At 68.4% G+C, this 26,367-nt stretch carries 28 protein-coding genes, 1 tRNA gene and 1 other RNA gene; 17 read left to right on the forward strand and 13 right to left on the reverse strand.

The annotated features are described in order from the left end of the window. Window positions 1–58: 58 nt before the first annotated feature. Window positions 59–1,918: a 2-isopropylmalate synthase gene (leuA, locus tag QXH22_RS26605; protein WP_306277484.1), complete on the forward strand. Its 1,860-nt coding sequence runs from the start codon at window positions 59–61 to the stop codon at window positions 1,916–1,918. Between the two features lie 58 nt (window positions 1,919–1,976). Here leuA and QXH22_RS26610 read toward each other — a convergent pair whose 3' ends face one another. Both QXH22_RS26610 and QXH22_RS26615 read right to left on the reverse strand, forming a co-directional pair. Continuing rightward, a complete protein-coding gene (locus QXH22_RS26610; protein ID WP_306277485.1) occupies window positions 1,977–2,477 on the reverse strand; it encodes a hypothetical protein in 501 nt (166 codons plus the stop codon). After that, window positions 2,474–3,034 carry a hypothetical protein gene (locus tag QXH22_RS26615; protein WP_306246997.1) on the reverse strand — a complete coding sequence of 187 codons (561 nt, stop codon included), beginning with the start codon at window positions 3,032–3,034 and terminating at the stop codon, window positions 2,474–2,476. Before QXH22_RS26615 ends, QXH22_RS26610 begins: the two co-directional genes overlap by 4 nt. A 163-nt stretch (window positions 3,035–3,197) precedes the next feature. Between QXH22_RS26615 and QXH22_RS26620 the strand changes: the two genes are divergently transcribed. After that, the gene (locus tag QXH22_RS26620; protein ID WP_306246995.1) at window positions 3,198–3,866 is read left to right on the forward strand and encodes a response regulator transcription factor; all 669 of its coding nucleotides are present in this window, start codon (window positions 3,198–3,200) and stop codon (window positions 3,864–3,866) included. Window positions 3,867–3,875: 9 nt separating this feature from the next. On the opposite strand, the gene QXH22_RS26625 is transcribed toward QXH22_RS26620, so the two are convergent. Further along, entirely contained in the window at window positions 3,876–4,868 is a 993-nt protein-coding gene (locus tag QXH22_RS26625) for a DEDDh family exonuclease (RefSeq protein WP_371934322.1), read from the reverse strand. Window positions 4,869–4,940: 72 nt separating this feature from the next. On the opposite strand from QXH22_RS26625, the gene QXH22_RS26630 reads away from it, so the two are divergent. Beyond that, window positions 4,941–6,170 carry a Mur ligase family protein gene (locus tag QXH22_RS26630; RefSeq protein WP_306246991.1) on the forward strand — a complete coding sequence of 410 codons (1,230 nt, stop codon included), beginning with the start codon at window positions 4,941–4,943 and terminating at the stop codon, window positions 6,168–6,170. Then, window positions 6,163–6,864 carry a type 1 glutamine amidotransferase gene (locus tag QXH22_RS26635; RefSeq protein WP_306277486.1) on the forward strand — a complete coding sequence of 234 codons (702 nt, stop codon included), beginning with the start codon at window positions 6,163–6,165 and terminating at the stop codon, window positions 6,862–6,864. Before QXH22_RS26630 ends, QXH22_RS26635 begins: the two co-directional genes overlap by 8 nt. On the opposite strand, the gene QXH22_RS26640 is transcribed toward QXH22_RS26635, so the two are convergent. Further along, complete coding sequence (locus QXH22_RS26640; RefSeq protein ID WP_306277487.1) at window positions 6,861–7,319, reverse strand: PE family protein; 459 nt, start codon at window positions 7,317–7,319, stop codon at window positions 6,861–6,863. The genes QXH22_RS26635 and QXH22_RS26640 overlap by 4 nt on opposite strands. Window positions 7,320–7,447: 128 nt before the next feature. On the opposite strand from QXH22_RS26640, the gene QXH22_RS26645 reads away from it, so the two are divergent. Then, window positions 7,448–8,077: a C39 family peptidase gene (locus QXH22_RS26645; protein ID WP_306277488.1), complete on the forward strand. Its 630-nt coding sequence runs from the start codon at window positions 7,448–7,450 to the stop codon at window positions 8,075–8,077. A gap of 7 nt (window positions 8,078–8,084) precedes the next feature. Here QXH22_RS26645 and recR read toward each other — a convergent pair whose 3' ends face one another. Both recR and QXH22_RS26655 read right to left on the reverse strand, forming a co-directional pair. Further along, window positions 8,085–8,696 (reverse strand): recombination mediator RecR, encoded by a 612-nt coding sequence (gene recR / locus QXH22_RS26650; protein WP_065136323.1) that lies wholly within the window; start codon window positions 8,694–8,696, stop codon window positions 8,085–8,087. Between the two features lie 8 nt (window positions 8,697–8,704). Next, entirely contained in the window at window positions 8,705–9,052 is a 348-nt protein-coding gene (locus QXH22_RS26655) for a YbaB/EbfC family nucleoid-associated protein (protein ID WP_082978111.1), read from the reverse strand. A 98-nt stretch (window positions 9,053–9,150) separates the two neighbouring features. Here QXH22_RS26655 and QXH22_RS26660 point away from each other — a divergent pair, with 98 nt between their 5' ends. Beyond that, window positions 9,151–9,912 carry an Rv3717 family N-acetylmuramoyl-L-alanine amidase gene (locus QXH22_RS26660; protein WP_306246982.1) on the forward strand — a complete coding sequence of 254 codons (762 nt, stop codon included), beginning with the start codon at window positions 9,151–9,153 and terminating at the stop codon, window positions 9,910–9,912. 5 nt (window positions 9,913–9,917) lie between these two features. Here QXH22_RS26660 and QXH22_RS26665 read toward each other — a convergent pair whose 3' ends face one another. From QXH22_RS26665 to ffs, 5 genes are all read right to left on the reverse strand, one after another. Then, complete coding sequence (locus QXH22_RS26665) at window positions 9,918–10,355, reverse strand: SRPBCC family protein (RefSeq protein WP_306246980.1); 438 nt, start codon at window positions 10,353–10,355, stop codon at window positions 9,918–9,920. A 73-nt stretch (window positions 10,356–10,428) separates the two neighbouring features. After that, window positions 10,429–12,252 (reverse strand): DNA polymerase III subunits gamma/tau, encoded by a 1,824-nt coding sequence (locus QXH22_RS26670; protein WP_306277489.1) that lies wholly within the window; start codon window positions 12,250–12,252, stop codon window positions 10,429–10,431. Between the two features lie 58 nt (window positions 12,253–12,310). Further along, a complete protein-coding gene (locus tag QXH22_RS26675; RefSeq protein WP_371934323.1) occupies window positions 12,311–14,398 on the reverse strand; it encodes a PE domain-containing protein in 2,088 nt (695 codons plus the stop codon). A 187-nt stretch (window positions 14,399–14,585) separates the two neighbouring features. Beyond that, window positions 14,586–15,854: an aminotransferase class I/II-fold pyridoxal phosphate-dependent enzyme gene (locus tag QXH22_RS26680; RefSeq protein WP_306246976.1), complete on the reverse strand. Its 1,269-nt coding sequence runs from the start codon at window positions 15,852–15,854 to the stop codon at window positions 14,586–14,588. Window positions 15,855–15,893: 39 nt separating this feature from the next. Continuing rightward, window positions 15,894–15,990: signal recognition particle sRNA small type (gene ffs / locus QXH22_RS26685), an RNA gene on the reverse strand. 90 nt (window positions 15,991–16,080) lie between these two features. Here ffs and QXH22_RS26690 point away from each other — a divergent pair. From QXH22_RS26690 to QXH22_RS26710, 5 genes are all read left to right on the forward strand, one after another. Continuing rightward, window positions 16,081–16,166 (forward strand) — tRNA-Ser (locus tag QXH22_RS26690). A gap of 94 nt (window positions 16,167–16,260) precedes the next feature. After that, window positions 16,261–17,124, forward strand: coding sequence for a hypothetical protein (locus tag QXH22_RS26695; RefSeq protein WP_306277491.1), 864 nt, complete (start codon window positions 16,261–16,263; stop codon window positions 17,122–17,124). Between the two features lie 80 nt (window positions 17,125–17,204). Continuing rightward, window positions 17,205–17,708, forward strand: a complete 504-nt coding sequence (locus tag QXH22_RS26700; protein WP_306247957.1) for a lipoprotein LpqH — start codon at window positions 17,205–17,207, stop codon at window positions 17,706–17,708. A gap of 77 nt (window positions 17,709–17,785) precedes the next feature. Further along, window positions 17,786–19,543 (forward strand): hypothetical protein, encoded by a 1,758-nt coding sequence (locus QXH22_RS26705; protein WP_306277492.1) that lies wholly within the window; start codon window positions 17,786–17,788, stop codon window positions 19,541–19,543. Continuing rightward, complete coding sequence (locus QXH22_RS26710; protein WP_306277615.1) at window positions 19,534–20,898, forward strand: CHAT domain-containing protein; 1,365 nt, start codon at window positions 19,534–19,536, stop codon at window positions 20,896–20,898. The genes QXH22_RS26705 and QXH22_RS26710 overlap by 10 nt, the downstream gene beginning before the upstream one ends. Before the next feature lie 2 nt (window positions 20,899–20,900). Here the strand turns inward: QXH22_RS26710 and QXH22_RS26715 are convergent, their stop codons facing one another. Beyond that, complete coding sequence (locus tag QXH22_RS26715; protein WP_371934336.1) at window positions 20,901–21,188, reverse strand: hypothetical protein; 288 nt, start codon at window positions 21,186–21,188, stop codon at window positions 20,901–20,903. 165 nt (window positions 21,189–21,353) lie between these two features. Between QXH22_RS26715 and QXH22_RS26720 the strand changes: the two genes are divergently transcribed. The 6 genes from QXH22_RS26720 to QXH22_RS26745 all read left to right on the forward strand — a co-directional run bounded on the left by QXH22_RS26720 (window position 21,354) and on the right by QXH22_RS26745 (window position 26,222). After that, window positions 21,354–22,682, forward strand: coding sequence for a hypothetical protein (locus tag QXH22_RS26720; RefSeq protein WP_306277493.1), 1,329 nt, complete (start codon window positions 21,354–21,356; stop codon window positions 22,680–22,682). Beyond that, on the forward strand, window positions 22,679–23,785 hold the full coding sequence (locus QXH22_RS26725; protein WP_306277494.1) for a hypothetical protein: 1,107 nt from the start codon (window positions 22,679–22,681) through the stop codon (window positions 23,783–23,785). Before QXH22_RS26720 ends, QXH22_RS26725 begins: the two co-directional genes overlap by 4 nt. 27 nt (window positions 23,786–23,812) lie before the next feature. Beyond that, window positions 23,813–24,871 (forward strand): dihydrodipicolinate reductase, encoded by a 1,059-nt coding sequence (locus QXH22_RS26730; RefSeq protein WP_306246965.1) that lies wholly within the window; start codon window positions 23,813–23,815, stop codon window positions 24,869–24,871. 35 nt (window positions 24,872–24,906) lie between these two features. Beyond that, entirely contained in the window at window positions 24,907–25,095 is a 189-nt protein-coding gene (locus QXH22_RS26735; protein ID WP_306246963.1) for a CsbD family protein, read from the forward strand. 104 nt (window positions 25,096–25,199) lie between these two features. Continuing rightward, on the forward strand, window positions 25,200–25,373 hold the full coding sequence (locus QXH22_RS26740; protein WP_306246961.1) for a CsbD family protein: 174 nt from the start codon (window positions 25,200–25,202) through the stop codon (window positions 25,371–25,373). A 150-nt stretch (window positions 25,374–25,523) separates the two neighbouring features. After that, window positions 25,524–26,222: a cutinase family protein gene (locus QXH22_RS26745; protein ID WP_306277496.1), complete on the forward strand. Its 699-nt coding sequence runs from the start codon at window positions 25,524–25,526 to the stop codon at window positions 26,220–26,222. On the opposite strand, the gene QXH22_RS26750 is transcribed toward QXH22_RS26745, so the two are convergent. Then, window positions 26,223–26,366 carry a hypothetical protein gene (locus tag QXH22_RS26750; RefSeq protein WP_306246959.1) on the reverse strand — a complete coding sequence of 48 codons (144 nt, stop codon included), beginning with the start codon at window positions 26,364–26,366 and terminating at the stop codon, window positions 26,223–26,225. Window position 26,367: the final 1 nt, after the last annotated feature.

Genomic DNA, 26,367 nt, shown 5'->3' on the forward strand with positions numbered 1-26,367 from the left:
CGGGTGTTCGCGATGCGCCGGTCTGAGGTTCCCTCTCGAAAAACCCGGAGCAACTACCGTGACTAATCCCGATTCACCCGACGCTTACGTCTCAGCGCGCACCATTCACAAGCCCGCCGGCCCGCCCCGGCCCGGCCAGCCCGCGTGGAACCCGCAACGCGGCACGTCCATGCCGGTCAACCGGTACCGTCCGTTCGCCGACGAAGTGGAGTCCATCCGCGTACCCGACCGCACCTGGCCGGACCGCGTCATCGAGCACGCGCCGCTGTGGTGCGCGGTGGACCTGCGCGACGGCAACCAGGCGCTGATCGACCCGATGAGCCCGGCCCGCAAGCGGCGCATGTTCGACCTGCTGGTGCGCATGGGTTATAAGGAGATCGAGGTCGGCTTCCCCTCGGCCAGCCAGACCGACTTCGACTTCGTCCGCGACATCATCACCGACGGCGCGATTCCCGACGACGTCACCATCCAGGTGCTGACCCAGTGCCGGGACGAGCTGATCGAGCGCACCTTCCTGGCCTGCGAGGGCGCCGCGAACGTCATCGTGCACTTCTACAACTCCACCTCGATCCTGCAGCGCCGTGTCGTCTTCCGCGCCGACCGCGCCGCGGTGCAGGAGATCGCCACCGCGGGCGCACGCAAGTGCGTCGAGGAGGCGGCGAAGTACCCGGGCACCCGCTGGCGGTTCGAGTACTCGCCGGAGTCCTACACCGGGACCGAGTTGGAATACGCCAGGCAGGTGTGCGACGCCGTCGGCGACATCATCCAGCCGACGCCGGACAACCCGATCATCTTCAACCTGCCGGCCACCGTGGAGATGGCCACGCCCAACGTCTATGCCGACTCGATCGAGTGGATGAGCCGTAACCTGGCGCGTCGCGACTCGGTCATTCTGAGCCTGCACCCGCACAACGACCGCGGAACCGCCGTCGCCGCAGCCGAATTGGGCTATCAGGCCGGCGCCGACCGGATCGAGGGCTGCCTGTTCGGCAACGGTGAGCGCACCGGGAACGTCTGCCTGGTCACCCTGGGCCTGAACCTGTTCTCCCGCGGCGTTGATCCGCAGATCGACTTCTCCAACATCGACGAGATCCGGCGCACGGTCGAGTACTGCAACCAGCTGCCGGTGCACGAGCGTCACCCCTACGGCGGCGACCTGGTCTATACCGCCTTCTCCGGCAGTCACCAGGACGCGATCAACAAGGGCCTGGACCAGATGAAGATAGATGCTGACAGCGACGGCTCCGATGTTGAAGACATGCTCTGGCAGGTGCCGTACCTGCCGATCGACCCCAAGGACGTCGGCCGCACCTATGAGGCGGTGATCCGGGTCAACTCGCAGTCCGGCAAGGGCGGGGTGGCGTACATCATGAAGGCCGACCACGGCCTGGCGCTGCCCCGGCGACTGCAGATCGAGTTCTCGCAGGTCATTCAAAAGATGGCCGACGGCGAGGGCGGTGAGGTCTCGCCCAAGGAGATGTGGGAGGCGTTCTCCGAGGAGTACTTGGCGCCGATCCTGCCGCTGGAACGCATCAAACAACGGGTCGACGCGTCGGAAGAAGACACCGGTACCACCAGCATCACCGCCACCGTCAAGATCGACGGGACGGAGACGGAGATCAGCGGTACCGGCAACGGCCCGCTGGCCGCATTCGTCGACGCGCTGGGCACGGTCGGGTTCGACGTGGCGGTGCTGGACTACTCCGAGCACGCGATGAGCGCCGGCGACGACGCGCAGGCCGCTGCCTATGTAGAAGCTTCGGTGTCGATCGCGAGCGCGGCGCAGCCGGGCGAAGCGGGTCGGCACCAATCAGGCCCGGTATCGGGCAGGACCGTGTGGGGCGTGGGCATTGCCCCGTCGATCACCACCGCGTCGCTGCGGGCGGTGGTGTCGGCGGTCAACCGGGCTTCCCGCTGACAGGCAGGGGCGGGCCCGGCCTCGCCGGGGCAGGAAGGCCGGGCCCGTGCTCGGTTGGTTACACCGCGAGCAGTCGCTCGAAGAACTCGCGGTAGTGCATCAGCGCCAGGCGCAGGTCTTCGGTGGATGCCTCCTCGCCGCGTGACCACTGTTCTTCCAGACGTGAACGCGCGTGGGCGAATCCGGTCGTGAGCTGGTCGACCAGGTCGGAGACCAGCACATCGGCCTTCTGGACGCAGTCTTTGGGATCGTCGACGAAGGCCGCCTGCACGCCAGCCCAGCGCGACCGCAGATCCGCGAGGTCCGCGTCACCGAAAAGTGTTTCTTCCGTTGAGGATTGGCTGGACTGTTGATTAGCCTCGCGCGAATGTTGCACCGGCGCCGCAACTTCGCTGCGGGGATCCAGTCTGCCGTCCGGGCTCTCGGCCCGGGTCTCGGAGAACGCGGGTGCCTGCTGCTGTGGTGGCACGCGGTCCTCGGCCGGAGGCGTCGGCTGCATCGTTCGCTGGGATTCGTCGGATGCGCCGCTCACGTCGGTTCGCTCTTCGTGTGTCGTCATTTCTTCGCCTCCTGTGGTGTTGTCTCCAAAAGCTTTTCGAACAGCGCCCGGTAGTGGACGAACGCTTCTCGCTGCTGTTCAGTGCTGACTTCGCCGTGCTGTTGTGACAGGTGAACCGCATGTGCGGCGCGGTAGTTGTCGACGATCTGGGGATGGTCGACCGAGATGTCGGCCGCCCGCTGATCGAAGTTGTCTACGGGATAGCCTCTTTCGCGCATCACATCTGTCACCAGACGATCGGCGACGCCGACGGCAGTAGTGGGGTTGTCGACGAACGCCGTCTGCACCTGATTCCAGCGGGTGGTGAAATCCGACCGGGCGGCAGGCGCCAACGGAACAATGTCCAGCTTCTCCCGCTGGCGTTCGCGCGCGATCAGCTCCTTTTCCGCCTCCTTCTGACCTCCGGTCTGCGATACCAGGCGCTCGTACTCAGAGCCGTAGTGCTGTCTCAGTCGCTGTGTCCTGCGGCGATTCATGGCGTAGCCGACCGCGCCGATCAGCAGCGCGACCGCGAGTACAGCGAAAACCGCAATCAAAATCGTTTCCCAAGTGGGCATTTCGCGCTCCTCTCATACACATGTTGAATAACCGGCCCGACAGCGGCTAAACCCCGCGCGTGGAATTGTTGAAATCGAGTTTTCCCGTTGCGGCAGAGACCAATTCAGTCGACCACCCCTAAAGGGTGCATCGATACACCCCTAAGGGGGTAATCACTCCGACATGCCGCCCGCATCCGGCGCACCGATCACGATCGCGCTCGTCGACGACTACGACGTCGTCGTGAAGGGTGTCGCCAACATGCTCGACCAGTACCGCGACCGCATCGTGATCGCCGAACTGGACTCCACCCTGCCCGTCAAGGACGCGGTGGACATCGTCCTCTACGACTCGTTCGCCCAACCCGAGTCCGATCACGAGGAGATCGGGCACCTGGTCGCCAACCCGCGTTCACGCCGAGTTGTGGTGTATACGTGGAACTTTCACCCAGATCTCATCGAGAGCGCGCGGCGTCACGGCGCCCATGGATATCTGTCGAAGACGTTGCCCGCCCGCGAACTGGTCGCCGCGCTCGAGGCCGTGCACGCCGGGGAGGTGGTCGTCAGCGAAGTGGCCATGCGCGCCCGCAGTGCACCCGGACTGGACTGGCCCGGACGCGGCGAGGGGCTCAGCGACCGCGAAGCGGAGATTCTGGCGCTGATCACCCAGGGCAAGAGCAACGCCGATGTGGCGCGCTTGACCTACCTCAGCCCCAACACGGTCAAGTCCTACATCCGCACGATCTACCGGAAAATCGGCGTCGGAAGCCGAACGCAGGCCGTGTTGTGGGGAGTCGACCACGGCTTCACCCCCGACCATCACCGCATCGAGCACTGGCGCGGCGGTCCCTGACCGCCGTCTTCAGAACAGCGCGAACTGCTCGTCGACCATGACGGTGTCGGCGAACTCCTCCATGCTGCGGCCGCCCACCACCGCCCCGACGCCGTCCATGAACTGCGCGTCGGAGACCACCGGCACCCCCAACTGCAGGGCGTGATAGCCCTTGCCCTGCTCGGGAGCGGTTTCGTTGCACACCACCAGGGAGGTCTCCCGATCGACGTCGTCGCTGTAGGCCAGCCCGGCGTGCAGCATCCGCTCGACGAGTTCCTCATGCGTGCGCCGCACCTCGGCCGCCAGCGCCACCCGCATGCCCTGCACCAGGGGCCTGCCGCGGACGTACCGGCCGGGGTTGAGAAACGGGCAGGGCATCCGGGCGGCGAGCGCCTTCAGTGGCCGCAGCTCTTCATGCGTCACCCGCCCGTTGGGCCAGCGCTGCCGGGTCACCGGACGCACCGGCAGCCAGATGTCGCGGTCGCGCGCCCGCTCGAGTGCGGGAGCCAGGATCCCGGTCAGCACCATCGCGTCGTCGAAAGCATCGTGCGGCCGCTCCTGGGTGACGCCCCAGTGCGCGGCCAGGGTCTCCAGCCGCAGATTGTCGACGCCGAGCTCCAGCCGCCGGGCCAGCTCGACCGTGCACATCACGGAGTCGACCGGCAGTTCGGCCTCGGCGATCTCGGCCTCCGCGGCCAGGAAGGAGTAGTCGAAGGCGACGTTGTGCGCCACCAGCGTGCGGCCGCGCAGCACCTCGACCAGGTCGTCGACGATGTCGCCGAACTGGGGCTGGTCTTCCAGCATTGCCGCGGTGAGACCGTGCACGTGGGTCGGCCCGGGATCCACCCCCGGGTTGAGCAAGCTCACAACCGACTGTTCGACCCGGCCGTCGACGTCCAGACCCAGCGCCGCGACGCTGATGATCCGGGCCTGACCCGGGCGAAAGCCCGTGGTCTCGACGTCGATGACGGCCCATCCCGCGTCCGGCTCCCGCGCCGGCCGACCCCAGGACATCCGGTTCATGCTTTGAGAATGGCACGTCTGACCGACATCGCTGAGTCGCTGCCGCGTCGTGTCGGCGGTTAACCTGCACGGGTGATCACCACGCGCGCACGTCTGGCTCTTGCCGCCGGGGCAAGCGCGCGCTGGGCGTCGCGGGTCACCGGCCGCGGCGCCGGGGCCATGATCGGCGGACTGGTCGCGATGACCCTGGACCGGTCGATTCTGCGACAGCTGGGAGCGGGCCGGCGCACGGTCATCGTCACCGGCACCAACGGCAAGTCGACGACCACCCGGATGACCGCGGCGGCCCTGAGCACCCTGGGCGCCGTGGCCACCAACGCCGAGGGCGCCAACATGGACGCCGGCCTGGTGGCGGCGCTGGCGGCGGATCGGCGGGCCGAACTGGCGGCCCTGGAAGTCGACGAGATGCACGTGCCGCACGTGTCCGATGCGGTGGAGCCGACCGCCGTCGTGCTGCTCAACCTGTCGCGCGACCAGCTGGACCGCGTCGGCGAGATCAACGTCATCGAGCGCACCCTGCGGGCCGGTCTGGCCCGGCATCCCCATGCGGTCGTGGTGGCCAACTGCGACGACGTACTGATGACCTCGGCCGCCTATGACTGTCCGAACGTGGTCTGGGTGGCCGCGGGCGGCTCGTGGTCGAACGACTCGGTGAGTTGCCCGCGCAGCGGCGAGGTGATCGTCCGCGAAGAGGGCCACTGGTATTCCACCGGCGCGGACTTCAAGCGCCCCACCCCGCAATGGTGGTTCGACGAGAAAACCCTCTATGGACCGGACGGTCTGGCGGTGCCGATGCGCCTGGCCCTGCCCGGCGCGGTGAACCGCGGCAATGCCGCACAGGCCGTCGCGGCAGCCGTCGCGCTGGGCGCCGACCCGGCCAAGGCGGTGGCGGCCGTGTGCATGGTCGACGAAGTCGCCGGGCGTTACCGGACGGTCCGGATCGGAACGCATGAGGCACGGATCCTGCTGGCCAAGAACCCGGCCGGCTGGCAGGAGGCGTTGTCGATGGTCGACAAGCATGCCGACGGCGTGGTGATCGCGGTCAACGGCCAGGTTCCCGACGGCGAGGACCTGTCGTGGCTGTGGGACGTGCGCTTCGAGCACTTCGAACAGACCCGGGTGGTGGCCGCCGGCGAACGCGGTACCGATCTCGCGGTGCGCCTCGGGTACGCCGGCGTCGAACACACCCTGGTGCACGACACGGTGGCGGCGATCGAATCCTGCCCGCCCGGGCGGGTCGAGGTCGTCGCCAACTACACCGCCTTCCTGCAACTCAACCGGAGGCTGGCGCGACGTGGCTGAAACTGTGCGGATCGGCCTCGTCCTGCCCGACGTGATGGGCACCTACGGCGACGGCGGCAACGCGGTGGTGCTGCGGCAGCGGTTGCTGCTGCGCGGCATTCCCGCCGAGATCGTCGAGATCACCCTGGCCGATCCGGTGCCCGAGGCGCTGGACCTGTACACACTCGGAGGCGCGGAAGACTACGCCCAGCGACTGGCCACCCGGCATCTGTTGCAGTACCCGGGCCTGCAGCGGGCGGCGGAGCGCGGGGCCCCGGTGCTGGCCATCTGCGCCGCGGTCCAGGTGCTCGGCCACTGGTACGAGACGTCGTCGGGAGAACGGGTGGACGGCGTCGGCATGCTGGATGCGACGACCTCGCCGCAAGACACGCGAACCATCGGCGAGCTGGTGTCCCGGCCGCTGCTGCCCGGTTTGACGCAGCGGCTGACCGGATTCGAAAACCACCGCGGCGGCACCGTGTTGGGACCGGCCGCGTCGCCGCTGGCCGCGGTCACCAAGGGCGCGGGCAATCGGGCCGGCGACGGATTCGACGGGGTCGTGCAGGGCAGTGTGGTGGCAACCTACATGCACGGGCCGTGTCTGGCGCGCAATCCGGAACTGGCCGACCACCTGCTGAGCCAGGTGGTGGGAGAGTTGGCGCCGCTGGAGCTCCCCGAGGTGGACCTCCTGCGCCGTGAGCGGCTGGGCGGCTAGAACGCCTGCAGCCAGTCGCCCAGGCCCTCGAAGGCGGGGCTGTTCGCCAGTGCGGCGTACAGGGGCGTCTCCGTTGCCGCGGTGCGGGCCACCACCGGGGTGATCTGCGCTTCGGCCGCCACCGGCCCCGTCGCTCCTGCGCTCGCCACGGTTTCGGCCTGCAATGCCGCCTGGTTGGCGGCGTCCACGGTCGAATAGGACTGCGCGCCCGCGCGCAGCAGCTGCACGAACTGATCGTGGAAGGCGCCGGCCTGGGCGCTCAGTTGCTGGTAAGCCTGGCCGTGCCAGCCGAACATCGCCGAGATGGCCGCCGATACGCCGTCGGAGCCGGGCGGCGGCACTGCCGTCGTCGGCGCCGCCACGAAGGCGTTGGTCGCGGACAGGGTGGCTCCGATATCCGCCAGGTCCGCCGATGCCGCCTCGAGCAATTCCGGTCGTGCGCTTACGAACGACATCGCCATCCCTTCTGCCACGGGTCCGAGCACCGTCGCTCAGGAAGCATTTCGTCTGTTGAGACCGAAACGTTATCAGCAGACCGGGCCGAATTAGAATCCTCTCGCGGGGGCGCGAGAAAGGGATCGCCATGGCCCCTGATATCCGGACGAATGTCGCCACAGCTGTCGCACTGGTGGCCGTGGCCTGCTCGCTGCTCGGATGCCCCGGAACCGCCGCGGCCGATCCCAACACCGCCGGGATGCACGGCGACCCGGGCGCGGCCGCCGCCTACTGGCGTTATCAGATGCAGGAACGCGACTGCGGGGAGATGGCCGTGGCCGATGTCATCGGCCAGCTCACCGGCAACGAGATCTCCGAGGAGGAGATCGACAATGCGGCCGGGACCGTCCCCAGCACCACCCACTCCGGACCGATCTACACGCCGGGCAACAGGACCAGCAACCGCGACCTGCCGGTGCTGCTGACGCACTACGGCATCGCGTCCGACGGGATCAAGACCGACACACCCGCGCTGGAGCGGGCCCTGGATCAGGGCCGCAAGGTGATCGCGGGGGTCAACAACCGGATCCTGTGGAACGAGGGCGGTGACCGCAGCCGGGAGAACCACTTCGTCGTCGTCACCGGCATCGACACCCGGGCCAATGTGGTGCATCTCAATGACAGCGGCATCAAGGCCGGCCGCGACGAGCAGGTTTCGCTCGCCACCTTCGAGGCGGCGTGGGCCACCAGCGACAATTTCGCCGTGGTGACCAGGTGATCCGGCCCTAGACCATCGCCCGGCGCCCGGTGAGCGCACGGCCCAGCGTCAGCTCGTCGGCAAACTCCAGGTCGCCACCCATCGGAAGGCCGGACGCAATGCGCGTCACGGTCAAACCGGGGATGTCGCGCAACATCCGGACCAGATAGGTGGCGGTCGCCTCCCCCTCGGTGTTGGGGTCGGTGGCGATGATCACTTCGGCGATGTCGACGTCGTCCACGCGCTCGCCGATCCGGGTCAACAGCTCCCGGATCCGCAGTTGCTCGGGTCCGATTCCCGACAAGGGATCGAGCGCACCCCCGAGGACGTGATAGCGGCCGCGGAATTCGCGGGTGCGCTCGACGGCCTGGATATCCTTCGGCTCCTCGACCACGCACACCAGCGACCCGTCGCGGCGTGGATCGGCACAGATGCGGCACCGTTCGTCGTCGGACACGTTGCCGCAGACCGCGCAGAACCGGACACCGTCGCGCACCTTGCCGAGCACGGCCGTCAGCCGGTCGATGTCCGGCGGTTCCACCGACAACAGATGGAAAGCGATGCGTTGCGCGCTCTTGGGTCCGATCCCCGGCAGCTTGCCGAGTTCGTCGATCAGATCCTGAACCGGTCCCTCAAACATTCCGCCGTTCAGACCCCCGGGACACCGGGCGGCGGTCCGGGAGGCGCGGGCGGACGCATGCCGCCGGCCAGCGCACCCAGGCGCTCCTGTGCCATCGTGGTGACCTGCCTGGACGCGTCGCCCATGGCGCCGACGATCAGGTCCTGCAGAGTCTCGATGTCATCGGGGTTGACGACCTTGGGGTCGATCGTCACGCCGATGACCTCACCGCTGCCCTTGACGACGACCTTGACCAGTCCCCCACCGGCCTGACCATGCACCTCGGAGTTCGCCAACTGCTGTTGGGCTTCGAGTAATTTCTGCTGCATCTGCTGTGCCTGCGCCAGCAGCTGCGACATATCGCCTCCGGGTTGCATGACAGTCCCCTCGCATCTTGGTCTCGAGTTGGTTTCGCCTGCGGTTGTCGGGCGATTTGAAGACTTCAGCGTAGTCCGCGCCGCGTTACCTTGGCGCAGTGGACGTACGTGTAGGCCTGCGTGTCGGGTTAGCCATGCTCATCGGGATGCTCGTCGCTGCTGCCCAGCCGCTGATGCCTACCGCCGCCGCGGCGCCGGCCAATCTCGCCGGCATGGTCGTCTTCATCGATCCCGGCCACAACGGCGCCAACGACGCGTCCATCGGACGTCAGGTACCCACCGGTCGGGGCGGCACCAAGGACTGCCAGGCCAGCGGCACGTCGACCAACAGCGGATATCCGGAGCACACTTTCACCTGGGACACCGCGCTGCGGCTGCGCGCCGCGCTGAACGCACTGGGCGTGCGCACAGCGATGTCGCGCGGCAATGACAACGCCCTGGGACCGTGCGTCGACGAACGCGCCAACATGGCCAACGCGCTGCACCCGAACGCCATCGTCAGCCTGCACGGCGACGGCGGGCCGGCGTCCGGCCGCGGCTTCCACGTCAACTACTCATCGCCGCCGTTGAACGCCGCCCAGGCGGGGCCGTCGGTGCAGTTCGCCCGCGTCATGCGGGACCAGTTGCAGGCGTCGGGCATCCCGCCGGCCAACTACATCGGCCAGGGCGGTCTCTACGGGCGGGCTGATCTGGCTGGACTGAACCTCGCCCAGTACCCCTCGGTGCTGGTGGAGCTGGGCAACATGAAGAATCCGGCGGACTCGGCGCTGATGGAGTCAGCGGAGGGCCGGCAGAAGTACGCCGACGCACTGGTGCGCGGCGTGGCGGGTTTCCTGGCCACCCAGGGCCAGGCCCGCTAGCCGGGTCAGCCCTCGATTTCCTTCTTCAGGTTTTCCAGCACCTGGCCCTGGATCTTCTTCAGTCCCAGGGGCGCGAACGTCTTCTCGAAGAAGCCCTTGACGCCGCCGGCGCCGGTCCAGGTGGTCGTTACGGTGACGCTGGATCCCGGTCCGGCGGGAGCCACCGTCCAATTGATCACCATCGAGGAATTGGCGTCTTTCTCGATGACGGTGTGGCCCGCGACGTCCACGTTCACCTTGACGTCGCGCACCCGCGACTCGGTCGCCTGCAGGCGCCACTTGGCCACGGTGCCCTGGCCCTGGCCACCCTCGAGCACCTCGTACTCGCTGTACTGCGGGGAGAGGATCTTCGGGCGGACATTCTGGTAGTCGGCGACGGCGTCGAGCACCTTCGCGGGCTCCGCGTCGATCAACACGGTGCTGGCTGCTTTCACCTGTCCCATCAGGTGCAACTCCTCTTTTAGTAGCCGTTGTCGAGAACCACGATATAGGTGGGGCAGCTGCCCAAATTCACCCTCAGCCTTCGATCCGGCGCGCACCCAGTTCGCTTTGCAGCAACTCGAGGGCGACTTCCTCCGGGTCGCGGCGCGGTGCCGAGGGGTCGTCACGGCCCGCTTCGGCGAGCATGCTCTCCTCTTCGTCGCGCTGGACAGAATGGGGCTCGGGCGCGGGCTGTTCCACCTTGGCCGGCGCCGCGCTGATGTCGGCTGCGGCGGGCGAGCCGGTCTCGCAGCGCACCCGCCAGTTCACCCCCAGGGCGTCCTTGAGCGCCTCGACGATGACGTCGGCGTTGCGCTGTTCGGACAGCCGCCTGGCCAGCGGAGCCGCCTCGTGCGCCAGCACCAGCGTGTTGTCCTCGACCGCCAGAACCGTTGCGCCAGAGAGCATCACCGCAGTGGTACGGCTACGTTCGCGGACCTTGTCGCGCACCGTCGGCCACATGCTGCGCACCGCCGCCGCGTTGAGTTCACCCGGGGCCGCTGCGGCCGGCGGAGGGGCCGCTTCGGGGGCAGGTGCCGGCGCGGGCGGCGGTGCCGGTGTGGGCGCCGGCGGCGGGGGCTCCGGCTTGCGCTCCGGCGCGGGTTCGGGCGCGCGCTCCTGGGCGGCGGCCCGCTGGACCGAGCGGCGAACCGGCACGGGGCGGGCCGGAGCCGCGGGCGGCTCTGCCTCGGCGGCCGGGATGGACATGGCCAGCCGGGTCTCGATGCGCTCGACGCGTTGCAGCAGGGCCGATTCGGCGTCACTGGCCGAGGGCAGCAGCAGCCGCGCGCACACCACTTCGAGCAGCAGGCGCGGGGCCGTCGCGCCGCGCATCTCACCCAACCCGGCCTGCACCACCTCGGCGTAGCGAGTCAGGGTGGCCGGGCCGATGCGGGCAGCCTGCTCGCGCATCCGGTCCAGGATGTCCTCCGGCGCATCGACCACGCCGCGGGACACCGCGTCGGGCACCGCCTGCAGCACGATCAGGTCGCGGAAGCGCTCCAGCAGATCCGTGGCGAAGCGCCGCGGATCGTGGCCGGCGTCGATCACCGACTCGACGGCGCCGAACAAGGCCGCGGCGTCGCCCGCGCCCAGGGCGTCGACGGCGTCGTCGATCAGGGCCACGTCGGTCGCACCGAGCAGGCCCAGGGCGCGCTGGTAGTGCACCCGGCCGCCGTCCGATCCGGCGACCAGCTGGTCCAGCACCGACAGCGTGTCCCGCGGCGAACCCCCTCCGGCACGGATGACGAGCGGGTACACCGCCTCGTCGACGACGACGCCTTCCTGCTCGCAGATGCGGCCGATGAGCGCCCGCATGGTGCGCGGCGGCAGCAGCCGGAAGGGGTAGTGGTGGGTGCGCGACCGGATGGTGGGCAACACCTTCTCCGGCTCGGTGGTGGCGAAGATGAAGATGAGATGCTCGGGCGGCTCCTCGACGATCTTGAGCAGCGCGTTGAAGCCCGCGGTGGTCACCATGTGGGCTTCGTCGACGATGAACACCCGGTAGCGGGACTGGGCCGGCGCGTAGAACGCGCGGTCGCGCAGTTCGCGGGTGTCGTCGACGCCGCCGTGGCTGGCCGCGTCGAGTTCGACGACGTCGATGCTGCCGGGCGCGTTGGGGGCCAGCGCCTGGCAGGAGTCGCAGACGCCACACGGAGTGGGCGTCGGGCCCTGCTCACAGTTCAGCGATCGCGCCAGGATGCGCGCCGAGGATGTCTTGCCGCAGCCGCGCGGTCCGGAGAACAGGTAAGCGTGGTTGATCCGGCCCGCCTGCAGCGCGACGGACAGCGGCTCGGTGACGTGCTCCTGCCCCACCACCTCGGCGAAGGTTGCCGGTCGGTACTTGCGGTAGAGGGCCACGGGAGCAGGCTACCCACGCCCGGTGACGATGCGCGCCCCGGAGGTCGCGAGGCGGACGTTATGCGCTGATCACCGAAACCGTGTTGCTGAACATGTTGGCGACATACACCGCGCCGGTGCCAGGGTCGACCGCAACACCCCATGGATTAGAGCCGACGCCGATGGTGGCGGAGACGGTGTGGGTGATCGGATTGATCACCGACACGGTGTTGCTGTCGTAGTTGGTGACGAAGACATAGTCGCTGACCGGGCTGACCGCCACCCCGAACGGTGACTGACCCACTCCGATCGCTGATCCCATGACGGTATTGCTGAACGAGTTGATCATGGACACGGTGTTGCCGAGAGTGTTCGCAACGAAGACGTGGCCGACTGAGTCGACGGCAACCCCCCTCGGATAGGGGCCGACACTGATCGACCCGATCACGGTATTGCCGTTCGGATCGATCACCGACACTGTGTTGCTTGCGGCGTTGGTGACGTAGACATCGCCTCCGGGGTTGATCGCCACCCCGTCCGGGCCCGAGCCGACGCCTATGGACGTAACGGTGTTCAATTGCGGATCGATGACCCGGACGGTGTTGCCGGTGGAGTTGGTCACATAGACGTATCCGCCCGGGTCTGGCTTGACTGCCACCGCGATAGGGTCGGCGCCGACGGGGATCGCTGACCCGATCACGGAATGCGATGACGGATCGATGACCGACACGCTGTTGCCGCCGTTGTTGGCCACATAGACGTAGTGACCTGGGTTCGGACTGACCGCCACCGCTCTTGGTTGATTGCCGACAGCGATTCCTGACCAGGTCACGGTATTGGTGGTCGGATCGATCACCGACACCGTGTCATTCCCGCTGTTGGTGACATAGACGCCGTCGCCGGGATTGACTGCGATTCCCACCGGCACATGAAATCCGGTGATGGTGGCCACCTTGCCCCCGGAGCCACCGTCACCGCCTACCCCGCCGAGCCCGCCGATCTGCCCACCGCTGGCAGTGCCGATGCCACCCGCCTTACCCGCAGCACTGAATCCGGCAGCGGCGGCACCGCCTTGACCACCGCCTCCGCCGACCCCGCCGGTGCCACCTAGACCGGGCGTCCCCGCAGATCCCGGCGCCCCCAGCAACCCCGACCCGAAGAGTCCGGCGGCTCCCCCCGACCCAGCGAGCCCGCCGTCGCCACCCGCACCGCCGACCCCGCCGGTTCCACCCGCCACAGCCCAGGTCGCACTCAATCCACCGGTCCCGCCGGCGCCCCCGGCGCCGCCATATCCGCCGGCGCCACCGGTGCCGCCGACCCCGAACAATCCAGAACTTGCGCCCCCGGCTCCACCGTGACCGCCTGCACCCCCGGCAAACCCCACATCACCCGCACCGCCACCCAGAGCACCGGCGGAACCTACCGCCAACGTCAGCCCACCGGCACCGCCGGACCCGCCGGCACCGCCGAGCCCGAACACCAGCGCACGTGCCACGCCGCCGGCACCGCCAGCACCACCCGCACCGCCGACGCCAGTCGTGCTGAGAGCACCGCCGCCTCCAGCCCCGCCTGTCCCGCCGGATCCCGCTAACCACCCTCCGGCCCCACCCGCACCGCCCGCACCCCCAGCACCGCCTCCGACACCAGGACCACCCGCACCGCCGGCACCGCCACTTCCGAACAGCCCAGCGGCCCCACCGCTGCCGCCCGCTTGCCCGGCCGCTCCTGAGCCCCCCGCGCCGCCGTTACCCCACAACAACCCGCCATCCCCGCCGGCCTGCCCGCTCCCCGCCGCCCCGCTCACACCATCCCCGATCAGCGGACGCCCCAACAGCGCCAGCGTGGGGGCATTGATCACACCCACCACCGACTGCTCCACACCCTGCAGCGACGATAGATTCGCCGCCTCGGCAGCGGCATACGCCACCGAACTCGCCTTCAACGCCTGCACGAAGCGTTCGTGAACCAGCCCCGCCTGCGCGCCGAGTTCCTGGAACTCCTGCCCGAAGCCACCGAACAGGCGCGCCACCGCCACCGACACCTCGTCGGCCGCTGCCGGAAGCAATCCCACCGTCGCCGGCGCCGCCGCCGCCGAAGCCGATGTCGTCGCCGCACCTATTCCGGCTGCCTGGGCCGAGAGCGCCGCGACCACTTCTGGCTCAACCACGAAAAAGGACAGCACGACGCCTCCAAACCATCAGACCGCGCAGCACCCGCCTGCCGCGGCAGCAAGATGTGTCGACAATTTACGCCCCCACAAGACTGCGCAAGGATCTTTCGCGCAAGCAAGGTGTTGGTGCTGCGCTCAGGGCGGAGGCACTCGCACTGCTGCGCCATGAGCGCAGAGTCAACCGCTAAAGCAGCGACTCCGTCGCCGCCAGTAAGGCGCACGTCGAGAGCCCGTCGACCGCGTCGCGCAGATCCGGCAGCGACGGGAAGGACGGCGCGATACGGATGTTCTTGTCCTCGGGATCCTTGCGGTACGGGAACGACGCGCCCGCTTCGGTCACGGCGATGCCGGCGTCCTTGGCCAGGGCGACGGTGCGACGCGCCGTGCCGGGCAGAACGTCGAGGCTGACGAAGTAGCCGCCCTTGGGGTCGGTCCACGAGGCGATCTTGGAGTCGCCGAGCCGCTGGGACAGGATCTCGGCCACCAGGGCGAACTTCGGCGCCAGTATCTGCTGGTGGCGCTGCATGTGCAGGCGTACCCCGTCGGCGTCGCCGAAGAAACGCAGATGCCGCAACTGGTTCACCTTGTCGGGGCCGATCGACCTCTTGGCGGCGTACTGCAGGTACCAGGCGATGTTGCCCAGCGATCCGCCGAAGAAAGACACACCGGCGCCGGCGAAGGTGATCTTCGACGTCGAGGCGAAAATGTACGGCCGATTGGGGTTACCGGCCTTGGTGGCCAGACCCAGCACATCCACCTGCCGGACGAAGTCGTGCGTCAGCGTGTGCACGGCGTAGGCGTTGTCCCAGAACAGCCGGAAGTCCGGTGCCGCGGTCCGCATCTGCACGAGGCGGCGCACCGTCTCCCACGAGTACGTGATCCCGGTGGGGTTGCCGAACACCGGAACCGTCCACATCCCCTTGATCGCGGGGTCCGCCGCGACCAGTTCTTCGATCAGGTCGACGTCCGGGCCGTCCTCGACCATCGGCACCGGGATCATCTCGATGCCCATCGTCTCGGTGATGGAGAAGTGCCGGTCGTAGCCCGGGACGGGGCATAGGAATTTGACCGCCGGCTCCTCTTTCCAGGGCCGCGGCGAGTCGACGCCACCGTGCAGCATGGAGAAGACGACGACGTCGTGCATGAATTCCAGGCTGGCGTTGTTGCCCGCGATCAGGTTCTGCACGGGCAGGCCGAGCAGTTCGGCGAAGATCTCCCGCAGTCCGGGCAGCCCGTGCAGGCCGCCGTAGTTGCGGGTGTCGGTGCCTTCCGGGTCGCGGAAGTCATCACCGGGCAGCGTCAGCAACTGGTTGGACAGGTCGAGCTGCTCGGGTGACGGCTTTCCGCGCGTCAGGTCCAAAGACAGCTTCTTGGCCTGCAGATCCGCATATTCCTGCTGGTGACGCGTGTGCAGAGCCGAAAGCTCCGCGGGGCTGAGGGAGTCGAAGGACACCAGGGACCCTTCCCATCGAGAACGCATATCGAGCGCGGGCATAAGGGGACCCCGCGCACCCGACAGAGCCCATTGACCCTTGCTGCCTTCCGGCCCTGGGGGAGTTCACAGGATAGACGCCGCGCGGGGTCCAACGGCGAGTGTAGTACCTGGGTTTTCCCGACGCGGCGGCGGCAGTGGCAGGTACCCGAGACACTCGGCTCCCGTCAGCAGCTACCATGACCACGGAGGATTCGCCTAGTGGCCTATGGCGCTCGCCTGGAACGCGGGTTGGGTTAACAGCCCTCGCGGGTTCAAATCCCGCATCCTCCGCTGCACGGTCTGCCGTTTGACCAGGGCCGATACCGGTACCGACGGTCGGCCCGGTCACCTTCGGGGGCTTGAGTTCACCAGCTGAGGGAGTGGTATGGGGCGCAAGGTCGCCATCTTGTGGCACGCATCGTTCACGATCGGCGCCGGCTTCCTCTTCTTCTATTACGTCCTGCCGCGGTGGCCCGAGCTGATGGGCGAAGTCGGTAGCGGGGCGGGAATGACGCTGCGCATCGTGACCGGCGCCCTGCTCGGCCTGGCCGCCTTGCCCGTGGTGTTCACCCTGCTGCGCACCCGCAAGCCGGAACTGGCTACACCGCAGATGGCGCTGACCATCAGAACCTGCTCGGTGGTGGCGCATGTACTGGCCGGAGCGCTGATCATCGGCACCGCAATCAGCGAGCACTGGTTCAGCCTGGACACCGCCGGTCAGTGGTTGTTCGCGATCTACGGGGCCGCCGCGGCGATCGGCGTGCTCGGGTTCTTCGCGTTCTACCTGTCGTTCGTCGCGGAGCTGCCGCCACCGCCGCCGAAACCGATCAAGCCGAAGAAGGTCAAAGAACGCCGCGTCCGCGGGAAGAAGCGCGGCAAGACCGGCGCTGTCGCCACGGACGACGACGAAGAAGACGAAGAAGACGAAGACGAAGACGCCGAGGACACCGACGAGGCAGAGGCCACGGAGGTCGCCGGGGACGCCGAGTCTGAGAGCACCGAATCCGACGAAGAGGCCGCGGCCGAGACGGTCGAAGCCGCTGCCCCGGCGCTGAGCGAGGAGGAGCCCGCAGCGGCTTCGGACGACGCGGAAACGGTCGAAGCGCCGGTACCGGCATCCGCGAAGTCGTCCGAGAGCACGTCCGAGAAGACTTCCGAATCGTCCGCGCGGCTGCGCAACCGCCGTCCCAGCGGCAAGACGTCGCACCGCCGTCGCCGCACCAGGGGCGGTGTCGCCGTCGAGGAGTAGTCCTCCGCGGTCACTTATTGGGATCGGTAGCGCAAGCGGCGATCTGTACTTCTGCCATGACGACGCCATCGGGGCGGCGCATGACGGAAGGAAGTCCAGTGAAGCGTGTTATCGCGGTGGCGATCGGAACCCTTGGCTGCGCGTCGGCGTTGGTCGGGTGCTCCAGTGGCGGGCACAGCGCCAGCCCGGCTTCGGGCGGCCCGGCGAGCGTGGCGACCAACAACGGGGCGGGAACCGAGGTCAAGGTGGGCGGCGCCGACCTGCCCGGTCTGAACCCCTCCTCGGTGACCTGCGTCAAGCAGGGCGGCAAGATCAACATCGGCAGCGGCTCCACCGGCGGTCAGCAGGCGCTGGCCGTGGTGATGGCCGACGGTAACCCCCCCACCGTCGAGTCGCTGGCCATGGTCGTCGACGGCAACGCCTTGTCGGTCGCCGACAACATGGGATCCAAGGTCGGTTCGGCCAAGGTCTCGGTGGACGGCAAGACGTACACCATCAGCGGTCAGGCCGAGGGTGCCGACCTGAAGAACCCGATGGCCGGAATGATCACCAAGGAGTTCAACATCAAGGTGTCGTGCGGCTGACGGTGGGCGGTCCGGCGCGGCGGGCATGCAATGCATGTCCGCCGTTCCGGATTCGAGCGGAGATTTATGATGCAGCCGTGTCGATCTCCGACGACCTCGAGCGCGCCCTCGAACAGGCCCACCGCCTGGCGTTCGCGGCCGACGAGGCCGCGGCCCGGGATCTGCTGCTGTCGCTGATGCCGCGGATCGAGCAGGTGGATCGCGACGATCTCCTGCTGGAAGTCTTCGCTCAGCTCGGCGCGATCTACCTGGTTCGGGGCGCCAATGACGGGGTGCGCGAATGCATTCGGCGTATCGGTGAACCGCTGGAGATCTACCGGGACATCCTGGCCGGCAGGCGGCCCGAGGCCGCCGGACAGGTGCGCATGTCGCCAGCCGAGGTCACCCGGATGATCTGCCGCTACTCGCTGCGGGCACAGTTCCTGCAGACCGGCCTGGCCGCGGCAGAGGGCCGGCACGAAGAGGCACACGCCGCCCTTGCTGAGCTGGCCGAACCAGGTCCCGCCGATCTCGCCGACGAGCAGGCGGACCTGCTCACGCACGCCCGGGTGCTGTGCGCGACGGCGTTGTGCGACGACGACCTGCATGTGCAGTCCGTGCCGCTGTGGGAACCGGTGCTCGAGGTCTTGCAACGGCCTGCGGCTGCTACCGAATATGCAGAGCACGTCTGGGTTTTGGCGGCCACCGGGTACGGGCGGTTCTGTGTCGAGACCGGTCGCCTGGCCGAGGCCGAGCCCTGGCTGCGTCGCGCCGGGGCGCGGGCTGAGGCCAGAGGATGGGAATTGGCCCGCGCCCGAACCCAATTGGAGCGCGCGGCCGCATGCTGGTCGGTCGGCGACCACGTCACGACCGACCAACTGGCATCGGAGGCCTACCAGGTGATCAACCGCTACGCGCGGGCACACGACGTCGCCCGCTGCTGGCTGTACATGGGACTCACCCGGCTGGGCAGCGGCGCACTGGAAGAAGCCGACCGGTGCTGGGAACAGGCCGAGCAGCATTGGCGCGACCTGGGCAAGCCGCTGCATCTGCATCGTATTCTGTTGCAGCGCAGCTGGATCGCGATATTCTGGGGACGGTTCGCCGAGGCCGTCGAGCTGATCGCCCAGGCTCGCGAGTTGCTTGATTCCTCCCCGCGCAGCAGCTGGCTGCAGTACGCCCTGCTGGACAATCACCTGGGAACGGTATGGCGCGCCGATGCGTTGTCGGACATGGGATTCGACGGTTCCGGCGACCCAGAGGAGTCGTTGCAGGAAACCGAGGCACGGCAGGCCGAGTCGCTGGGAATTCTGCACGGCGAGGTGGGCACCCCGGAGTATTGGCGTGCCATGACCAAGTTGGAACAGGCCGCCGAACTCAAGGTGCCCGCGGCCCTGGCCGTCGACTCGGTGCGGTATTCCATCGCCGACGCCGATGCGCGATCACGCTGGGCGGCGCGGGTTTCGGCCTCCGTCCTGGCGAGTGCGTTCGCGGTCGCCTGGGAGTGGGAGAACACCCAACTGGTCAGCGAGCTCGTCGAATATCATAGCGCTCGAGGCACTTTCAACACCGAGCAGCAGCAGCGCCGGGTCGGCGAGTGGGAGTCGACCGCCGCCGCGCCTGCGTTCGTCGACGCCGCTGACGAACTCGCGACGGCCCTCGCCGCAGCCGGTCCGTCAGGCGCGGAAGGCGCGGAAGGCGCGGAAGGGAATTCGCTGACGCGGCTGGGACCCCTGCCGCCTTTGCAGATGGATCCCGTGTCCACACCGATCATGAGCCATTATCGCGACCTGGCGTTGCAGCGGTACGGTCGCGCGGTCACCGCCCCCGAGCCCGCGTGGACGACCTGGCCGTGACCACTCCGGGCCCGCAGACGCTCGTCCTGCGGTACGCCGACGTCGGAATCGCCACCTACGGGAGTCTGCGGGTGGTCGGTGACCCGTCACGAACCGTCAACTGGGTGGTGGAGGAGCCGATTCTGCTCGCGGCGCTGGCGGAACTGACCGGTGCGCTACCCGAGCCCTACGGAGACGAGAGCCGCCGCGACGCCATCGAGAGAGCGCTGCGCCGGGGAGCGTTCGCCACGCCGGAGACCGAGCTGACGGCCGCCTACATCCTCGGGGTGCTGTTGATCGGTGCCGCGGGCTGGCAACTCCTGTCCGAGTGCGTGGCATCGCCGCGGCCCACGTTGTTCATCTCCCCCAGCGCCCGGCTGGCCCGGGTTCCGTGGGGGCTGCTGGCGCTGCCTAAATCCGGTCCGAGCAAAGAAGAACTGGTGCGGGCCCGCCAGGATGCCATCACCGCCAGCGGCCGGGTCGCCGCCCGGATTCCCTGGCAACTCGCCGACGTCAGAGACCACACCGACGGGCACCGGTTGATGGAGCTGGCCGACGTGCTGCTGGCGGTGCCGCAGAACATTGTTCACGCGCCGCGCACGCCGGCCCGGTGGGATGTGCGACGGGACGGCCCACCGCTTCTGATCCTGGACCCCCGGGTGCCGGGGCAACGGCCGGATTCCGCACTCGGGTCGGTGCTGGGCAGGCCTTCGGAGCACACGCGGCTGGCGCGGCACTTCGCCGGGTTGATGCAGCGGCGCGGTCTGCTGCCGGGCGTCGACAACGCGGTCGAGCTGTTCCGCCGCTCAGACGCGGACCGGAAGTGGCTGGCCGACTTGCTCGTTCGGCATCCGAGCCGGCTGGTCTACGTCGGGCACGCCAGCTCCGCCGATGGCGCTTCCGGCCAGGCGGATCGGGCTGCGCTCCATCTGGCCTGTGCCGCGGCCGCACCGGGCGACGCGGTGGCCATCGGCAACCACCGCCCGTTGACCGCGTCGGACCTGATCGCGCTACGGTTGCCGATTCCACCGCGAGTGGGGCTGATTGCCTGTGCCTCCGGCGGTGATTACCAGTTCGACGAGGCGACCGGTCTGGTCGCCGCCATGATTCTGGGCGGAGCCGAGCTGGTGACCGCCACCCTGTGGTCGCTGCCGACAACCGCGGCCTACCGGCAGTTCGCCACGCCCGCCGACGATCCGGATCCGATGGCCGACGTGGTGATCGCCGTCGACACCGCGCACGAAGAAGCAGACGCCGGTTGCGCCGTGAATCGTTGGCAGCGGGCGCAAATGCGCCGCTGGCGTGACGGGGATGTGACGGCCAACCCGTTGTTCTGGGGTGCACTGGTCACTTTCGCCGTGGACGGCGCGCGGTGAGCTCAGGCCAGCACCAGACCCGAAGCGCGCACGGCCAGTACGTCGTCGGGCAGCGAAAGTTCCTCAGGTGCAGCAGGATCGAAGGCGACCAGCATCACGAGCCCGGGCCGTAGGGTGGACAGGTCCGCTTCGGATTCATGGTCCACCAGCCGCCCGACGAAGGTGTCGCCATCCACGCTGGATACCTCGATCCACACCTGGCGTTCTCCACCAACGGCTTCCGGCAGGTCGTCGACGACGTCACGCACCGTGCCCACCCCGACGGCGAGGCCGTCTGAGCCGCGCCGCATCGCGCCGGCAATCCGGCCGATCACGAGCACGGCGATCCCGGCTATCAGAACACCCGCTACGGCTATCCATGATTGGTTCATGCGACCAGCTTCGAGGCGCCCGACGGCTACCGAACCCAACTTTTCGGGTACCGCAATTTTTGCCGGTGCCCCTATTCTGTGGTCATGAGCGCCGATCCGCAGGCATCGCCTGCCGCCGACAGTCGTGCGGCGGGTCAACCCCGCCGGGCGGTGATCGACCATGCCTGGCGCGCAATCGGTCCCGGCGTCGAGGTGCTCAGCAGTGACGACGGCGGCCCGCTGACCCGCACGGTCAAACGCATCATCGACCCCCTGGTCCTGCGGTTGAGGTCCAACCCGCAGTTCTCCGCACCCGTCGTCGGCAGCGAGACGGCCGCCGAGATGTACGACCTGATCCTCGACAATGCCAGCCAATTGCGTTTCGCCGCAGCCTGGTTCGAGGTGCTCAAACTCGAGCGCCGCAGACTGCGTATTCGCAGCGGCAATGCCCAGGAGCTGTACTTCCCGGTGTGCTTCGAGCTGGCGGTGACCAAAGGTGCGCCCACACCCCAAGATCGCGAGGCCGCCGCCGCGGTGCTGCACGAGGTGCACCAAGGGCGCGACCGCACCGCGATCGAGGTGCTCAACGACTATGTCGCCGATCCGAAAGTGGTCGCAGCCCTGGCGGCTCAGCTCGAGGCGAGCTGGCGTGACGTCCGGCCCGGCACCGCCGTGCTGGAGCCGTTCCTGGCGGCGTTGACCACGGTCCTCGGTCCCGCCCGCAGCCACACCGCGGCCACCGCACGTCAGCGCGTGTGGTCTTCGGTGATCGCTGACGCGACGCCGTACAACCTGGGTGCCCTCGCCCGGGCCGAGGGTGCCGAGCTGCCGTGGTCGATCGCCGAGCTTGGTTTGAGTTCGGTTGTGCCGCAACGCCCTCCGCAGGTATCGGGCGGTTCCGACGGCGACCGTCCGCTGGATCGGACCGTGGTGGACCGGGTCCGTTCCACCTTGCGGCGCGCGCTGGACCGTGACGCGCTGCCCGACATTCCCCTGCTCTGCGAGGAGGAGGTCGACCGGGCCTGCGCGCCATGGGGTTTGCTCGCGGAAGACAAGCAGGCGACGTTGGTGACCGGCATCGAGGTGGCGGGCGAGCTCGCGCCGTTGGACCGGTCGGTGGCCGGTCGTTATGCGCTGGCCGCGCAGATCCAGTCGCGGCTGCGCAAGGAGGCCTACGTGCTGCACGCGCGGCGGTATCTGGCCGAGGGTGGTCCGATCCATCCGCGCCAACAGCAGGTGGTCGACGACCTGGCGCGGTATCGGCAGCCGTATCTGAGCCGGCTGTGGGCGCGGCTGCACGGACGCGATGTGTGGCAGGAGCCCTGCGAAGACGTCGACGACGTGCGCTCATTGCTCGAGGGGGTGGCCAGGTCGGTCAGCCTGGACCACCGGCAGCGGATCAAGTCGATGCTGGAATTGCAGGTGGCCGGATGAGGCCGGTCGAAGCCGCGCAGCAGCCCCTGCCCCTGGTGGCGGTGCTGGAAGTCAGCGGCGCGGTGCTGTCCTGGATCATAGACAGCGCCGCCGACCCGGCCGACGCGGTGGAAGTGACCATCGTCGACCCCGCCCGGGCCGACTGGCTGTGGCGCGTTTTCGGCGAGTCCGGCCACGTCGCGCTGCTGTCGTCCGTCGAGGAACCGCGGGAATTGACCGGCCTGCGCGTCGCCCCCGGGTCGATGAACCCGCTGCACCGACTGGCACTCGGGCATTGGCTGCGGCGGTGGTGGCCGGCCAGCCAGCGCGACGACATCCCCACCCTCGACCGCGCTCTGCTCGACACCGAGGTGGCCCTGCTGACGGTCGGCGCCCAGGATTTCTTCAGCGACGACACCCTCGATTCCGATGTGACCGGCCTGCTCGCGCCGCACGCCGCGGCCCTGACCGGCCACGCGCGAACGAGTGATTCGCGAGTGCGTGACCTGGTGCGGGCCGGTGCCGAGTTGGCCGACGAGGTGGGCCTGGACGGCGACGACTGGGCGGATCTGTCGGTCGCGCTCGATGATCCGGAATCAGCGCTGTCCATGCCGACGGGTTACCGCGACGACTACGCGCTGGCCGCAGGCGCCGGGGCGGGCCCGCGTTCGTCCGCGGCCATCGGGCAGGGCGTTGCCTCGATCAACTGGGGCGCGGTGCCACCGGGCATCTTCGACGCCGCCGAGGACACCGTGGACTGGAGTGTCGAGGCAGCCGGACCGGCCGTCGTCGCGGTGGTACGGGCGGCCGTCATCGGCCCCGAACCGGCCACCGACATCGCTGTCCGCGTGCAGTCCGGAGACGTCACCGGCGCGGCGGCGCTGGACGCCGGTGGCCGGGCCACCGTTCCCCTGGTCGATGCCCAACGTCGGTACCTGACGGAATCGGCGGCCTGGAACCACGACTGGCCCGCGACCTCGGTGGTCATCGGGGCACCGCTCGCACAGACGGGCGAGCCCCGGGAAGTGCGGGAGCGGGTCCGCAGGTGGGTGCGGGCACGACTCGAGCAGCCCCCGCAGGATGCCTACCTGGCCGAGATTCTGGCGAGTGAGTCTTCCTACTGAGCGTCGGGCCCGCTTTATGCTGAGCGAGTGCCCAACACATATCGCGTCGTGCAGTGGACGACAGGAAACGTCGGTAAGAGCTCGTTGCAGTCGATCGTCGCCAACCATCAATTCGACCTGGTCGGGTGCTACGCGTGGTCCCCGGACAAGGCCGGCCGTGATGCCGGTGAGCTGGCCGGGATCGATCCCACCGGCGTGGTCGCCACCAACGATGTCGAGGCGTTGCTGGCCCTGAAGCCGGACTGCGTGGTCTACAACCCGATGTGGATCGACGTTGACGAGCTGGTCCGCATCCTGTCCGCGGGGGTCAACGTGGTGACGACGGCGTCGTTCATCACCGGACACAACCTGGGTGAGGGACGCGACCGCATCCAGCGTGCCTGCCTGGAGGGCGGCTCGACGATGTTCGGCTCCGGTGTCAGCCCCGGCTTCGCCGAGTTGCTGGCCATCGTGTCGGCGATGGTGTGCAACCGCGTCGACAAGGTCACCGTCAACGAGGCCGCCGACACCACGTTCTACGACTCCCCCGACACCGAGAAGCCGGTCGGCTTCGGACAGCCGATCGGCCACCCCGACCTGGCGCAGATGGCCGAGAAGGGCACCGCGATCTTCGGCGAAGCGGTCCGGCTGGTTGCCGACGCGCTCGGCGTCGAACTCGACGGAATCCGCTGCGTGCCCGAATTCGCGCAGACCACAGCCGATCTCGAGATGGCATCCTGGACCATTGCGGCGGGATGCGTCGCGGGCGTCTACATCAGCTGGCAAGGCTTCGTCGGCGACCGCACCGTCATCGACCTCAATGTCCGGTGGCGCAAGGGCCAGACGCTCGAGCCGGACTGGAAGATCGACCAGGACGGCTGGGTGATTCAGATCGACGGGCAGCCCACGGTGACCACCCGGGTCGGCTTCCTGCCACCCCCGTACTTCCAGGCCACGACGCTCGCCGAGTTCATGGCCCTGGGTCACATCATGACGGCGATGCCCGCCATCAACGCCATCCCGGCCGTGGTCGCCGCGGCACCCGGCATCGTCACATACGCGGACCTTCCGCTGACCCTGCCGCGCGGGACCGTGCCGGCCGGCTGAGCATGAAGCCGCCGGTCAGCGGGTATCCCCTGCGCATGGCTACCAACAACCGATTGAGCAACACAGCGCAGTACTGGGGCGGCAGGGCCAAAGAGACGCTCGGCCGGCTCTCCGGCAACCGGCGCACCCGGTACGAAGGCAAGCTGGACCAGGCGAAGGCGAACGTGAAGGACGCCGGGCTCGATGTCCGGAACGCATTTCGGCGCCGGCGGGCACGGTACTGAGGGTTTCAGCACCCGCCGGGGTTTCAGCGCCCGCCGGGGTTTCAGCACCCGCCGCATTCGGGTACTTCCCACCAGTCAGCCGAAAAGCGAAGAAGGAGCCGGGCATGAGCGCCGAAGACAAGATCAAGAACAAGATCGAGGACCTGGGTGGTAAGGCGAAGGAGACCGTCGGTAAAGCTACGGGCGACCGCAGCACCGAGAACGAAGGACGCTTCGACCAGGCCAAGTCCAGCCTGAAGGACGCCGGCGAGAAGGTGAAGGACGCCTTCAAGAAGTAACAACTTCTGCGAAATGCGCTCAGCGGCATGAGATTTCATGCACCTGGGCGCGACGCCGATAGCCACCCGAAGCTGTCCCGCGCGGTCCGGAACCGTCCGCGCGGGACAGCTTTGTGGTTGATACCCCGGTGTTTGGGCTACCCCCTAGCCATGATCAGTTCACAACGCCTGCTGGCCGGCGCCGGCGCGGTAGCGGTGCTCACCGTGTCCCAACTGGCCGGCGGCCCGGTTCCCGCGGCAAAGGCCGCCCCGTGTCCCGACGTCGAGGTTGTATTCGCCCGGGGCAGTGGCGAGCCCGCCGGAGTGGGCGGCGTCGGGCAGTCGTTCGTCGACTCGCTGCGCTCGGACATCGGACCGAAATCCCTTGGCGTCTATGCCGTCAACTATCCGGCCAGCACCGACTTCGGCAGCAGCGACTTCCCGCTGACGGTCATCGACGGCATTCGCGACGCGGGCTCGCACATTCAGTCGATGTCGTCGGCATGCCCCAACACCCGAGAGGTGCTGGGCGGTTACTCCCAAGGGGCGGCGGTGGCGGGCTACGTCACCTCGGCCGCCGTGCCACCGGGAGTGCCCGCCGCGGCCGTTCCCCAGCCGCTGGCACCGGACATCGCAAATCACGTTGCGGCGGTGGCTCTGTTCGGAACGCCCTCACCGCAGTTCCTGAGTCAGTACAACGCGCCGCAGATCGCAATTGGGCCGCTGTATCAGCCCAAGACGATCGAGCTGTGTGCCGACGGCGACACGATCTGCAACGGGGGCGGCACCACACCCAACTTCGCCCACACCACCTATCCGGTCAACGGGATGACCGGCCAGGCAGCCGATTTCGCGGCGGGACGGCTATAACTAGTCCCGCTCCTCGTCGTCGTCGGGCTCCGGCGTCGGCAGCGGCGGCGACGTCTTGAGCCAATCGCGCAGCCGGAGCAGCCCGTTGATGACGATGGCGAGACCCAGCAGGACCAGCGCCACCACGATGATTGCGGTGGTCACC

Origin of the sequence: Mycobacterium sp. TY814 (assembly GCF_030755175.1) — a bacterium.
Lineage (GTDB): Bacteria > Actinomycetota > Actinomycetes > Mycobacteriales > Mycobacteriaceae > Mycobacterium.